This window comes from Pantoea sp. CFCC18179, assembly GCF_059412405.1.
This window is the reverse complement of record NZ_JBNBPM010000001.1, coordinates 435,950-449,202: the sequence shown is the minus strand read 5'-3', so window position 1 is coordinate 449,202 and position 13,253 is coordinate 435,950. Positions and strand designations below refer to the sequence as shown.

Sequence of the window (13,253 nt, the reverse complement as noted above, 5' to 3'; positions counted from 1 at the left end):
TTGATGAATGCAATGACGCAAAGTCCGTTGCGCCAGACACTGCTCGACACGCTGTTGGCGGGATTGGTGGCACTGGTGGTGTTTGGCCCGATTGTCGGCATCGTGCTCGACGGTTACAGCTTCAAATTGTCGCCACAGCGCGTGGCGCTGCTGGTGGCGGTGGTGATGGTGGGGCGATTGCTGTTTAGTTTGTTCCTGCATACGGCATTTGGCCAAAATGTGATGCGCCGCTTTTCAGGCAAAGATGACGGCGTTTACGTGCGTGAGCCGGGCTATCGTTCGCGTTTACGCTGGATATTGCCGCTGCTGTTGGTCGTGGCGATGGCATTCCCGTTTCTCTCCAGTAAATACCTGCTGACGGTGGCGATTCTCGGCCTGATTTACGTGCTGCTGGGGCTGGGATTGAACATCGTTGTCGGTCTGGCTGGATTGCTCGATCTTGGCTACGTCGCTTTCTACGCCATCGGTGCGTACGGTTTGGCGCTCGGCTATCAATATCTCGGCTTAGGATTCTGGAGCATGCTGCCGCTGGCGGCGTTGATGGCGGCCTTCGCCGGAGCGCTATTGGGTTTTCCGGTGCTGCGCATGCACGGCGATTACCTGGCGATTGTTACGCTCGGGTTCGGCGAAATCATTCGTTTGGTGCTGACCAACTGGCTGTCGTTTACCGGTGGTCCAAACGGTGTTTCGGTGCCATCGCCGACCTTTTTTGGTCTGGAATTTGCTCGCCGCGCGCGCGATGGCGGCGTGCCGTATCACGAGTTTCTGCATGTCACTTACAACCCTAATATGAAGTTTATTTTCATCTACGTGGTGCTGGTATTCGTGGTGTTGCTGGTGCTGTGGATCAAACATCGATTGACGCGCATGCCGATTGGCCGCGCCTGGGAAGCGCTGCGTGAAGATGAAATTGCCTGCCGCGCGATGGGATTGAATCACGTATTGGTCAAGCTGTCGGCCTTTATGCTGGGCGCGTCCACTGCCGGCATTGCCGGGGTGTTTTTCGCCAGCTATCAGGGCTTCGTCAATCCCACTTCTTTCACTTTTTTTGAGTCGGCGCTGATTCTCGCCATTGTGGTGCTGGGCGGCATGGGCTCGACGCTGGGCGTGGTATTGGCGGCCTTTGTGTTAACCGTCGCGCCGGAATTGCTGCGCAGTTTCGCTGAGTATCGCGTGTTGCTGTTTGGCATGTTGATGGTGTTGATGATGATTTGGCGACCACGTGGGTTGGTGCGTACCGCGCGCGTCGGCGTGCCGCTGCGTAAAGGAGTGCGCCATGAGTGATGCGATTCTGCAAGTCGATAATCTGATGATGCGCTTTGGCGGCATTAAGGCGCTCAATGATGTCAGTCTACAAGTTGAGCGTGGTTCGGTGACTTCGCTGATCGGGCCAAACGGCGCGGGAAAAACCACGGTGTTCAACTGTTTAACCGGTTTCTATCGTGCCACGGGCGGCCGCATCATGCTCAATGCCAACCAACGCAGTACCGATGTGATTCAGGTATTAGGGCAAAAAATCCATGCCAGTGATTGGATTAATCCATCGCGGCTTGGCTCGCGTGTCTGGTACAAAATGTTTGGCGGCGCGCATTTGGTCAATCGTGCCGGGCTGGCGCGCACCTTCCAAAATATTCGCCTATTTCGTGAAATGTCGGTGATTGAGAACCTGCTGGTGGCGCAGCATATGCAGGTTAATCGCCACTTGTTGGCCGGTGTGCTGAATACGCGCGGCTATCGCGAGGCGGAGAATCGCGCATTGGATCGCGCTTTTTATTGGCTGGAAAACGTTGATTTGGTGTCGAGTGCCAATCGTCTGGCGGGCACGCTCTCCTACGGCCAGCAGCGGCGACTGGAGATTGCACGCGCTATGTGCACGCGGCCGGAATTGATTTGCCTTGATGAACCGGCAGCAGGGCTCAATCCGGTGGAAACCGAAGCACTTAGCCAAATTTTGCATCGTCTGCGCGCCGATCACCGCATTAGCGTGTTGTTGATTGAACACGATATGCCGATGGTGATGCGCATTTCTGACCATATTGTGGTGCTTGATCACGGCGACGTGATTGCGCAAGGTACGCCGCAGCAAATTCGCCACGATGCCAAAGTGATTGCCGCTTATCTCGGCGCGGAAGAGGAGAGCGACCATGGCTGAACCGATACTAACGTTTGAACAGGTCGATGTGTTTTACGGTCCCTTGCAGGCGCTGAAAAAGGTGTCGTTGACGGTCAATCAAGGTGAAACCGTGGCATTGATTGGCGCCAACGGCGCAGGTAAATCCACCTTATTGATGTCGATCTTCGGCCAGCCACGCATTGCTAGCGGTGAGATTCGTTTGCGTGGCGAGGCCATCAGCCAGCGCTCGACGCATTTCATCGCCGCCAGGGGTATTGCGCAGGCGCCGGAAGGGCGACGTATTTTCCCTGATATGACGGTGGAAGAGAACCTGCTGATGGGCACCATTGCCATTGGTGAGCGCTACGTGAAACAAGATAAGGAGCGAATGTATCAGCTGTTTCCACGTCTGCTAGAGCGACGTAAACAACGTGCGATGACGCTTTCGGGCGGCGAGCAGCAAATGCTGGCGATTGCGCGCGCGCTGATGAGTCGGCCGAAATTGCTGTTGCTTGATGAACCCAGTCTGGGTTTAGCACCGATTGTGGTGAAACAGATTTTTGCCATCCTACGCGAGTTAACTCAACAAGGTATGACGCTGTTTCTGGTCGAGCAAAATGCCCGCCATGCGTTGCAACTGGCGGATCGCGGTTATGTGATGGTTAACGGCGAGATTCGGCTCAGCGGTAGTGGTGCTGAATTGCTGAATAATGATGACGTGCGCAGCGCCTATTTGGGCGGCGCAGCGGATCCTGCGGTGGTGGCGACAAAAAGTTTGTAATAATGATTAAATGGTGATGGGAAACACTTTGCATATTTGTCAGTGGCCTATCATCATTATTACTCTTCTTCCTCTCCAAAGTGATTTGGTACTCCCTTGCAAAATCCTGGCGTAGCAGTGATGCGGGCGGTGAGAAATACGGCGTGGTATCCCAAACGTCGTTCTTATCGCACGCTGTTCTGGCGTGAAATCACCCCGTTAGCCGTGCCGATCTTCATCGAAAACTTATGTGTGATGTTGATGGGCGTCCTCAGTACGTTTTTGGTCAGTTGGCTGGGTAAAGAGGCGATGGCGGGCGTGGGCCTCGCCGACAGCTTCAATATGGTGATTATCTCCTTCTTCGCCGCCATCGATCTCGGTACCACCGTGGTGGTGGCGTTTAGCCTTGCCAAACGCAACGGCAAACGTGCGCGCGCAGCAACGCGGCAGTCGTTGGGATTGATGACCGCGCTGGCCTTCCTGCTGGTGATCGCCATTGAGTTTTGGGGACACCTGATCATTGATGTGATTGCCGGCAGCGCCGATCCCAAAGTTAAAGAGTTGGCGTTGAGCTATTTGCAAACCTCGGCGTGGAGCTATCCGGCAGCGGCGATTGCGCTGATTGGCAGTGGTGCGCTACGTGGCGCGGGCAACACCAAAATTCCGATGCTGATCAACGGCGGCATGAACATCCTGAATATCGTGATCAGTAGCGTACTGATTTACGGCTGCATGGGATGGGAAGGATTGGGATTTGTCGGTGCCGGATTGGGACTGACCATTTCACGTTATATCGGCGCTGCGGCGGCGATTTACGTGCTGTACCGCGGCATTACGCCCGCACTGAAAATCTCCATTGCTAGCTATTTTCGTCGCTGGGATCGCAACATCTTGATGGAAGTGTTGGGCATTGGCGTGCCCGCCAGTATTGAATCGGTACTGTTCAACGGCGGTAAATTGCTGACGCAGATTTTTGTCGCAGGCATGGGCACTAACGAAATCGCCGGTAACTTTATCGCCTTCTCGATTGCCACGTTGATCAACTTGCCAGGTAACGCCTTGGGATCGGCTTCGACTATCATTACTGGCCGCAGGTTGGGGCTTAATCAGGTGATGCAGGCTGAACGGCAAATCAAACATGTGTTCTGGCTGGCAATGATTGGCTTGTGCTCGCTAGCATTGCTCACTGTCCCGCTCGCCGGAACGCTGGCGCAGTTTTACAGCCGCGATCCCGAAGTGATTTCGGTGACCAAGCATTTGATTTGGCTCAATGCCGCCTTTATGCCGATTTGGACGGCTTCCTGGGTGCTGCCAGCCAGCTTGAAAGGCGCACGCGATGCGCGTTTCACCATGTACGTGTCGATGTTCAGCATGTGGGGTGCACGCGTAGTGGCAGGCTATTTCCTCGGTATTGTGCTGGGGATGGGCGTGATTGGCGTGTGGCTCGGCATGTTCCTTGACTGGACGGTGCGCGGCGTGTGCTTCTGGTGGCGCTTGACCAGCGGAAAATGGCTGAACAATTATCGCAAGATGATGGCGAAGACTAAGGGATAGGTCGCGCCAGGTCACCATAAATGGCAACCCTACAAAACCTCACTTCCGCACGTAGGGTCGCCATTTATGGCGACCTGCTTTTATATGCATTCTTCGGAAAAGAAACGAACAACTAATCGTTTTGGTTATATCTCGGCATGCGTTTTACTGTCAGCGTCAATCATTTGTGGAGACGCTAACGATGAAAACACGTTTGCAAAATTGGTTTAACCAACTAATAAACGGCGATACCAGAGCAATGGAAGCGGGAGAATTCGATCTTGGCAATCATATCGATCTGCTGATCCCGATTAGCCAACTCTACGGCGTAGAGTTCCACCCTTCGGTGTATCGCTATTATGAGAGATGAACTCCAGCATCATGCAATGCGTTACAGTTACTGGAATGAACTGTGCGTCAATGAATAAAAACCCGCTGCTGACCAGCGGGTTTTTTATGTTTAGAGGTCAGTCACGGCGAGCAACGTGATACGCCGGGCAACGTACTCAAGGACGGCATGGCGCTGAACTTCAGGCATATGGCTTTCAGTGTAGGTTTCAATAATCAACGGATGGCTGCTAACCACGTCGGCAAGCCATTTGCGTGCTAATGCGGGATTGATATCCATCCCTTGTGCCAGCAGGATAAAGTCTGCGCCAACATATTCGCCGTACCCTGAATCGATGCCCGGTGCGTTCTCCGCATCATTTTCTTCACGCTCCAACAGTGGCAAGGCGAGATATTCACCGAACGCGGCAGGATAGGGCACCACGCTAATAAAATCGTAAACCGGTGCCAGATGTGCTGGCTCCGTCTCCGGCAGGATGATACCGATATTGCGCAGGTGGAAATCGTTATTGCCCAGCACGTAGGCATAGACGATGCGTAAAAATAGGTCGCGCTTGCTGTGCAAACTCCGGCTTACCGCATTATTTAGAAATTTAGCCGCTTTCTCGTAGCTAATGGCTTTCTTATTATCAATTTTGCCATATTTATCATCGAGTCCCATCGCGCCATCTAATTGTTCCTGATGTAATCTCGCCTGATCTGCACCTAAGCGATCATACCTCTTAATCACAAATGCCAACTCTTCTGGCCGATTATCTTCATGCTGGAAGGGGATGAGGCCAAAAGGCGGTACGTTGAATCGCAGCCGCTGCATCACACACATGGTGGCGTGTTCGTTTTCCGCCAAATGTGGGTACTCTTCTGGTGAAGGTTTGAGGATATAGCTGCCATCATTGCTAACAACCTGCAACTCGCCATTTTCCAATCGAAGGGAGAGCTTGGGCTGATAGCCGGAAATACTCATGCCTTTCTGACGTTCCGGTAGTTCCTGAATAAACTGGCTGCGGGTGAAAGGCAGGCGCAGAGCAACGTTTAGGCTGCCAAACAGATGCTTGATGCCTTTGATTGAATAATGCGTTTCAAGCTCGGTGTCTTTTAACGTATTTAAATTTATCAAACAACGTTGTGGATTCAATCTGTTATCTCCTTGAGTACCACTGCACCGAGTAAGTCGTTACCATTCTGCATCAGCAACCCAAACAAGTCTTGGTCGTCGATTTTTTGAATTTCAGAATAGCGTTTACGTAACCAACCTTCGGGAGCCAATCCCTTAAAGAAAGGATGAAGTTCTTCACTCAAATAAGGTTCAGATCTTACTGGCATACTCAGTGAGATTGCCCGGCCGCGATAAGCCGGCAAATAGCAAAATGCAAAACCGGCCGCTTCCTCAGTCAATCTGCCGACCGGTTTGCCATACAACCACACGCCTATTTGCCGAGCCATACTTTTATTCCCAGTTCCGTCAGCAATTCATGCAAATTAATCGCCTTCGCGGAGGAGGGATTGGCAATCATGCGCTTAAACGTGGAGATTGAGACACCGATCTGGAACGCCATCTCTTCATAGGTGATGTTCTGTCGCTTTAGTTCGCTGGTCAGCAGTTCCGGCAACGATGTAAAGTCAAAAGCCTTAAATTTCATTTCATCAGGGTTCATTTTTGACACTTTCTGCCTGTAAAACCGCAATATGGAATGACTATAGTACTAAAAGGTTCATTTTTGAACCTTTGGACTAGCTTCATGTGAAAAAGCACAACAAAATTCGAGGTTAAAAGTGAAAAGTGTCATTTTTGATACTTTTATGATTAATTAGCGATGTTTTGGCATTCTTTGGCGGCGCAAAGAGGACAAAGGTTCAAAAATGAACTGTTGTTGAAATGAGAGTAGAAAAGCAAAAAGCCCGCTTAGTTTCCTAAGCGGGCTACTCTAAATATGGCTCCTCTGACTGGACTCGAACCAGTGACATACGGATTAACAGTCCGCCGTTCTACCGACTGAACTACAGAGGAATCGTGTGAACGAGGCGAATATTAATGGCGCCTCCGTCGGGTGTCAACAGCTTAAAACACATTTATATTCAATTGGCTAGCAATAGTACAAAGCGATCGCGATTTAAGCAGGTTCCGATGTCAATAACATCAATCGTGCCAGCGGATCCTGGCGATAGAACTGCTGTAAATGGCGATACATCACCGGAAAGCGATTGGCTAATAAGTCTGGTGCGCTGAAGAAATACTCGGAGAGCACGGCAAAGCATTCAGCGGCATCGCTGGCGGCGTAAGGATCGATGGTGGCGGCTTGTTCGCCGACCAACTCCACTTCCGCTTCTATCTCTGCCATCGCCTGCTGCAAATCTTTTTCCCAATCGGCAACATCGCGCAGCGGCATCACCGGAATGCCGCTGGTATAGCCACTGCCGCGCGCATCCAGTTTATGCGCCACTTCATGGATTACCAGATTAAAGCCCGAAAGGTCGAACGAATCCTGAATATCCAGCGCGTTCAACACTACTGGGCCTTGCGTCCAGCTTTGTCCCGCATGCACGGCGGGCGCGTGATGCACTAAGCCGTTGTCATCTTCCCAACGATCATCGACGTTAAAAGGTTCGGGATAAATCAGTACTTCGTGAAAGCCGTCGAGCCATTCAAAGCCCAGCTTGAGCACTGGTAGGCAAAACAGCAAAGCCAGACGCGCCAACAGCAGATCATCAAGTTGCAGATTCTGTAACGGGGTGATTTTTTTCTGTTGCAAGAAACGCTGTGCTAACGCGACAAGCGCGTTTTGTTCTGATGGATCGAGCAGGGAAAAGATCGGCTGCGCTAACGCTGATTGCCACGGCAGCGCGGTAACTGAAGTTTCTATTTGCGCATGCCACGGCCATTTGAACATCGCGTCACTCACTCTTCAGGGGCGGACTCAAAGCCGATTATTAAATCAGCTGCAACACGATTTGTCTGTGATTGGAGTTGCAAACCAGACGGAAGGCATAAAAAAGGTCGTCACAAATGACGACCTGATGAATATTGGTATAAAGGAATTTAACCTTCGCGCACCACGCGCTCAAAGGCGATAACCCACACCCACGGATTCACTTCCCAACTGGTGGCGCCGTACTGCTTCTGCCACGCTTTGCGATAGGCTTCTTTCGGCGATTCCGCATTCATGTTCATGGTGAAGAAGTTGTTCAGGAAGTGCGTATCGGTCTGCACACCTTCGGCCATGATGTCATCTTCGCTGATGTCCTGAATCTTCTCCGCGCGCACCGAAGTGATTTGCAAATCAATGCGACTGGCCCAGCGCGGCATATGAATGGCAGTTTGCCAGCCAAATTGCTCGGCGTGTTGGACGTCTTCATCTAATTGGCCGAGTTCATTGCTGTCGGCACGATACTGACAAAACGACGATTTGCGGAAAGGCAGCGGATCGCGCTCATATTCAGCGAGTAACGCTTCCGGCACAATCGGGCCACGCCAGGTTTCCCGCACCCACAAACTGTCACCAGCCTGACCAAACGGGCAGTGAGAGCTGACATCGGCCATCGACATCAATTTATAACCGTGCAGATGGTTGGCGCTGACATCAAACGCATGCACGCCTTCGTGATGATCTTGCCCCGGGCCAAACGCCTGGGTTTTCATTATGCGTCGGGTCTGCGTTTGCTGGCCAACCAACAGGGCGCGCACCCGCTGTTCAGAAAAAAGAATCGGCCGTTCTTTCATTGCATACCTCATGTAGTGTCACAAACCCGGAAACTGTCGAAAACATCCGCCTTGGCAGAAGTGAGAGTTAGCTTAATGGGTTTGAATCAGTTTGCTTAATAATTTGTCGCCTCATAATCAGGCTATTTCTGCGATTTTAGCTTTTAAAAATGGCTCATAAGCAAAATGTGTGCTGTCACCGGCCTCGCAAAGGGTTCGAAGTCAGAATTTTCCCAGATACAGTACGTTATAAAGGCCAGAATGGGAACCGTTTCAGATTATACCCTGTTGAACTCTCCTTAATAAACCGCATAAATCAGCACATATAACTGGAATATTCTTCCAGCGCGAAATTTGTTTGTGGGCAAAATACATTACCTGTGTTTAACAGAGTTATTTAACTAAAACGGCAGTAAGGAAATACCTAAATCGTATTAGGTGCTGTGCAACGGCCGTTAACAGCGCTATAACATGATCGTGATCGCATTTTTACGCTTTGCACATCCGGGAGGGATGTAAAAAAAGTGTCATTACCCAACCGCTATGATGTCCACAGGAGCAGCACCCTGCATGAGCGGTGCTTGATAACAGCAATAAAAGGAGAAGCACGATGTCTCTCACTCACTGGCAACAACGCTACGAGAACTGGCTGCAGCTGAACTGGCTGCATGACGACAAAGCCCACGATATCGCGCACCTGCGCCGCGTTTGGATGAGTGCGAAACGCATCATGCAACACAGCGACGCTGATCCGATGGTGGTGTTAACCGCCTGTTATTTCCACGATGTGGTTAACCTGCCGAAAAACCATCCAGAACGTCATTTGGCTTCAACCTACGCGGCGGAAGAAACCCGCCGAATCTTGCAGCAAGATTTCCCCGATTTTCCGCTGGAGTTGCTGGATGCCGTGGCACACGCGGTGCAGGCACACAGTTTCAGCGCCGGTATCGCGCCGCATACGCTGGAAGCGAAAATCGTGCAGGACGCCGATCGTCTCGAGTCTTTAGGAGCTATCGGCCTGGCGCGCGTTTTCTACACTGCGGGCGCATTGGGTCGACCGCTGTTTGATAGTGAAGATCCGCTGGGAAAAGAGCGTGAATTAGACGATGTAAAGTGGACGCTGGATCACTTTCAGAAGAAATTACTGCGTCTGCCGCAAACCATGCAAACCGAAGCAGGGCGCCTGCTGGCAGAGCATAACGCCGACTTTTTGGTCAACTACATGGGCAAGCTGTGCGCGGAGTTGCAAGGCAATCTGACATCAATAGATGAATCGGTGTTAAGGGATTTCAGCCCTATACACTCTTAATATTAAATTTTTATGACAGTCTGTTAAATTTCATCTTCTTCCGCTACGTTGTTGTAAATTAAAAGGGAGTATGAAGATGACCGAGACCGTAAACTTAACCATTAAGATTGAACCGGCACTGAAAGAGCACATCAAACAGTTAGCTGCAGATAATCAAATCTCCATGAGTCAGGAGATCGTTAATCGTTTACAGGCCAGTTTGGATGCGGGTGAGCAGCCAACCGTGGATAGCCTGCATACCGAAGAAGCGGTAACAGAACAACTCTCCGCAACAGAACTGAAGCAGATCCGTGCGCTGCTGAAGAAAGGCAAGAAGAAGAAATAAACAAAAAACCCGCCGATTGGCGGGTTTTTTATTGCGGTTTGTTAAGCGTTACTGACGCGAAACTGCTGCGCGCGCTGCGCCAGTCGATCCGACAGTTCACGTAACTGGGTTGCCGAATGCACTTGATGGGCGTTTAACGCTTCGTTTTGTTGCAGCTGTCCACTCATCTCGACCACCTCCAGCGCAATCTTTTTCACCCGATGGCTTTGCGCCGCACTGTTTTGCTGTAGCTCGCTCAACTGCGTCACCACGCCGGATACTGCGCCGCTGATCTGCGCAAACAACACTTCCAATGCCTGTACTTTCTCAAAGCCATCATTGACGTGCTGCTGCGTATGCTGAATCAGACCATCAATCTGGCGCGTTGATTCACCACTTTTTTGCGACAGTAAACCCATCTCTTTCGCCACCACCGAGAAGCTGCGGCCATACGCGCCAGCGTGGGCGGATTCGATTGCCGCGTTCAACGACAGTAAACGGGTTTGCATCGAAAGATTATCCAGCATGCCAACGATGCCGGAGATATCGCCCGCCGCGTTGACGATCTCTTGCATCTGGTTTTCCATGTTATCGACTTCAACCGCGCAGTTACGCATCAACGCGTCCGCCGATTGCGCTTCTTGTGTAGCCTGCTGCGAGAACTGCGCGCCGATTTCAACCTCTTCCGACACGCGATCCAGACGCTGCGACAGATGATGGAAGCTGGCATTTTGCGCTTGATGCTGCTGCATCACTTTCTCATTGTTCTGCTGCATCTCTTCAGCACCGGCCGCCACGCTGACGGCCACAGTATTGATGTCGCTGACAATCTGCTGCAAGCCGCTGCGCATGGTATCAATGGATGTGAATAACTGGCGCGTTTCCAGCGACTGGCGGCGCGGCGTATCGTGAGTCGGCACCAGATCGCCGGTGGCGATGTGTTCGAGCTGCGCATTGGCACGACGCAGCGGCAGCAACACGCCGCGCATCAGCAAGCTGGAAGCCAGCGCCAGCAGCGCCATCAACACCGCGCAGACGATCATCGACATATTGCGGCTCTGCTTTAAGGTGCTGAGCGTGTTGTGATTGACGTCGCTAAGTTGATGGTTGGCCTGCTCGATTTCGCTGAACCACGCATCGTTAAATTGCTGCTGAAACGCCTGCATCGGCACCATGAAAAAGGCATTGATATCGTTGGCGGCTAAGCCTTTTAGCTGCTCCTGCAAACCTTCGGCCAGCATGGCAAAACCTTGCGCCAGCGGGCTGTCTTTATTGGCATGATAAGCGGCGAATTGTTGCTGCGCTTGCTTCAGTGAATCATCTGCTGCTGCTGCCAGACTTTTCCAGCTATCTACCGAGCCACTTTGTTGATCCTGCATCAAATAGATGCCGGCGCGGTGGCTATTGTCACTGGCGGTCAGCAACTCAATGCGCGCTTTATCCAGTAGCGCCAGGCGTTCCCGTAGTTGATTCGCCTGTTGCAGAGAGGTTTGCGTCTGATTGACATGATTATTCAGCAACAGCACGCCGGCAAACTGCAAGGCGCAAAACAGCACGATAAATAGCAGGAACTGGCTACGTAAACTGGTGAGCCACAGCGGGACGCGGAATGATAACCGCGCGTGCAGACGCATCGGTAGGGAGATAACGGAAAGGAGTGACATCGAACGCCTCCAAAAAATAAAAGGCGAGTATTGGCAGCGCGCGTGACAGCTTTGTGACAGAGATTGAGATTATTCCGAAAACAGCACAAAGCGCGGCACTAAATGAAATTGTGCTGGGTAAAAGCTAGGTGTTTTGTGCTGAATGCTGCTCAATCAGCGGCAACAACAATTGCGCCACCGCAGCAAATACCGGCACCACCACCGAATTGCCAAACTGCTTATAGGCTTGGGTATCCGATACCGGAATGCGCAGCTGTGCTTCGCCCGGCGCTTCAAAACCCATCAGTCGCGCACATTCACGCGGGGTTAAACGTCGTGGACGACGTGCCATATTTTCTGCTTGCTGGAAATCCGCTTCACCCTGCGCGTGATCCCAGCCGCGATCGATCAGAATTTCCGATCCATCTTTGTAATAGCGCGCCGACAAGGTGCGTACGCAAACATTTAGATTACGCGGATCGTTAAGGCCGAAACCAAAGCCGTTGCCTTTGGCTTTGTGCTTTTTGGCGTATTGATAGAGATAATTCCACAGCGTGGGCGACAAGGTGTATTTGGCTTCAGGCGCGCTTTCCAGCAGGCTGTGCAATGACGGCACTTTCTTTGGGTAGAGCGCGGGCAGGGCGCGCAGCGTAAAGCCGTTGCTGAGCCCGCTATCGCGGCGAATGCCCACCAATACAATACGTTCACGATGCTGCGGCAAGAAGTGGCGCGCATCGATGATCTTCGCGTCCGGCAAACCACTCTCGTCGGCGTCGGCGACGTCATAACCAAGCTCATCCAGCGTTGACATGATGATGGCAAAGGTGCGGCCTTTATCGTGGCTTTTGAGGTTTTTTACGTTTTCCAGCACAAAGAACGGCGGCTTTTTGGCGGCGAGAATGCGCGCCACATCGAAGAATAAGGTGCCTTGTGCTTCACACTCAAAACCGTGCGCGCGTCCTAACGCATTCTTCTTGCTCACGCCCGCCAGTGAAAACGGCTGACAAGGAAAACCGGCCAGCAACACCTGATGATCGGGAATGGTACGGTCAATGTGCTGATAAATCGCCTGTTCATCACTCAGCCCAGCCGGTTGCGTCACTAAGCGGATATCACTGTTGAATTGATGCTGCTGCGGATCGCTGTACAAATTGGCTTTGTAAGTGCGCACCGCTTCCTTATTCCATTCGCTGGTAAATACGCATTGGCCGCCGATCTGTTCAAAGCCACGGCGAATGCCGCCAATGCCAGCAAACAAGTCGATGAAACGGAATTTGGCGTCGTCATAATGCGCCGGGCGCGTGGGCAGCAACGCTTGAAGGCAGGTCACTTCCGCGCTGGAAAGCGCTGGTGCAATGCTTTTGCCGGTGCGAATGCGGTTCAAACGCGGCACGCTCCAGTCACGACCGCCGGCTTCGCTTAAGCGTTCCACCACATCGCGGGCCGCATAGATATCCAGCACCTGCAATAACAGCGCAGAGGCATCATCATGATGAGCAGCAGAAGAGGCGGGTGAAACAGGCGCGGCGGGATCAATAGCAAGCAT

The 13,253-nt window shown here is 52.0% G+C and carries 14 protein-coding genes and 1 tRNA gene; 7 read left to right on the top strand and 8 right to left on the bottom strand.

What is annotated here, in order from left to right:
* The first annotated feature begins 3 nt into the window (after positions 1-3).
* From livM to ACPUC7_RS02170, 5 genes are all read left to right on the top strand, one after another.
* Entirely contained in the window at positions 4-1,284 is a 1,281-nt protein-coding gene (gene livM / locus ACPUC7_RS02190; RefSeq protein WP_494921585.1) for a high-affinity branched-chain amino acid ABC transporter permease LivM, read from the top strand.
* Entirely contained in the window at positions 1,277-2,152 is an 876-nt protein-coding gene (locus ACPUC7_RS02185) for an ABC transporter ATP-binding protein (protein ID WP_343551343.1), read from the top strand. Before livM ends, ACPUC7_RS02185 begins: the two co-directional genes overlap by 8 nt.
* Positions 2,145-2,894, top strand: coding sequence for an ABC transporter ATP-binding protein (locus ACPUC7_RS02180; RefSeq protein ID WP_494921584.1), 750 nt, complete (start codon positions 2,145-2,147; stop codon positions 2,892-2,894). Before ACPUC7_RS02185 ends, ACPUC7_RS02180 begins: the two co-directional genes overlap by 8 nt.
* Positions 2,895-3,014: 120 nt before the next feature.
* Complete coding sequence (locus ACPUC7_RS02175) at positions 3,015-4,427, top strand: EmmdR/YeeO family multidrug/toxin efflux MATE transporter (protein ID WP_343551346.1); 1,413 nt, start codon at positions 3,015-3,017, stop codon at positions 4,425-4,427.
* Positions 4,428-4,608: 181 nt separating this feature from the next.
* On the top strand, positions 4,609-4,776 hold the full coding sequence (locus tag ACPUC7_RS02170; protein ID WP_494921583.1) for a hypothetical protein: 168 nt from the start codon (positions 4,609-4,611) through the stop codon (positions 4,774-4,776).
* A 90-nt stretch (positions 4,777-4,866) separates the two neighbouring features.
* Here ACPUC7_RS02170 and ACPUC7_RS02165 read toward each other — a convergent pair whose 3' ends face one another.
* From ACPUC7_RS02165 to ACPUC7_RS02140, 6 genes are all read right to left on the bottom strand, one after another.
* A complete protein-coding gene (locus tag ACPUC7_RS02165; RefSeq protein WP_494921582.1) occupies positions 4,867-5,889 on the bottom strand; it encodes a type II toxin-antitoxin system HipA family toxin in 1,023 nt (340 codons plus the stop codon).
* Positions 5,886-6,197: a HipA N-terminal domain-containing protein gene (locus tag ACPUC7_RS02160; protein WP_494921581.1), complete on the bottom strand. Its 312-nt coding sequence runs from the start codon at positions 6,195-6,197 to the stop codon at positions 5,886-5,888. The genes ACPUC7_RS02165 and ACPUC7_RS02160 overlap by 4 nt, the downstream gene beginning before the upstream one ends.
* Complete coding sequence (locus tag ACPUC7_RS02155; protein WP_494921580.1) at positions 6,182-6,409, bottom strand: helix-turn-helix domain-containing protein; 228 nt, start codon at positions 6,407-6,409, stop codon at positions 6,182-6,184. Before ACPUC7_RS02155 ends, ACPUC7_RS02160 begins: the two co-directional genes overlap by 16 nt.
* A gap of 277 nt (positions 6,410-6,686) precedes the next feature.
* Positions 6,687-6,762 (bottom strand) — tRNA-Asn (locus ACPUC7_RS02150).
* A gap of 103 nt (positions 6,763-6,865) precedes the next feature.
* Entirely contained in the window at positions 6,866-7,642 is a 777-nt protein-coding gene (gene mtfA, locus ACPUC7_RS02145) for a DgsA anti-repressor MtfA (RefSeq protein WP_494921579.1), read from the bottom strand.
* Between the two features lie 149 nt (positions 7,643-7,791).
* On the bottom strand, positions 7,792-8,472 hold the full coding sequence (locus ACPUC7_RS02140; RefSeq protein WP_343551352.1) for an ASCH domain-containing protein: 681 nt from the start codon (positions 8,470-8,472) through the stop codon (positions 7,792-7,794).
* A 589-nt stretch (positions 8,473-9,061) separates the two neighbouring features.
* On the opposite strand from ACPUC7_RS02140, the gene ACPUC7_RS02135 reads away from it, so the two are divergent.
* Both ACPUC7_RS02135 and ACPUC7_RS02130 read left to right on the top strand, forming a co-directional pair.
* On the top strand, positions 9,062-9,760 hold the full coding sequence (locus ACPUC7_RS02135) for a phosphohydrolase (RefSeq protein WP_343551353.1): 699 nt from the start codon (positions 9,062-9,064) through the stop codon (positions 9,758-9,760).
* A gap of 76 nt (positions 9,761-9,836) precedes the next feature.
* Positions 9,837-10,085, top strand: a complete 249-nt coding sequence (locus ACPUC7_RS02130) for a hypothetical protein (RefSeq protein ID WP_494921578.1) — start codon at positions 9,837-9,839, stop codon at positions 10,083-10,085.
* 41 nt (positions 10,086-10,126) lie between these two features.
* On the opposite strand, the gene ACPUC7_RS02125 is transcribed toward ACPUC7_RS02130, so the two are convergent.
* Together ACPUC7_RS02125 and dcm are read right to left on the bottom strand one after the other, a co-directional pair.
* Positions 10,127-11,728 carry a methyl-accepting chemotaxis protein gene (locus tag ACPUC7_RS02125; RefSeq protein WP_494921577.1) on the bottom strand — a complete coding sequence of 534 codons (1,602 nt, stop codon included), beginning with the start codon at positions 11,726-11,728 and terminating at the stop codon, positions 10,127-10,129.
* A gap of 124 nt (positions 11,729-11,852) precedes the next feature.
* Positions 11,853-13,253, bottom strand: coding sequence for a DNA (cytosine-5-)-methyltransferase (gene dcm / locus ACPUC7_RS02120; protein WP_494921576.1), 1,401 nt, complete (start codon positions 13,251-13,253; stop codon positions 11,853-11,855).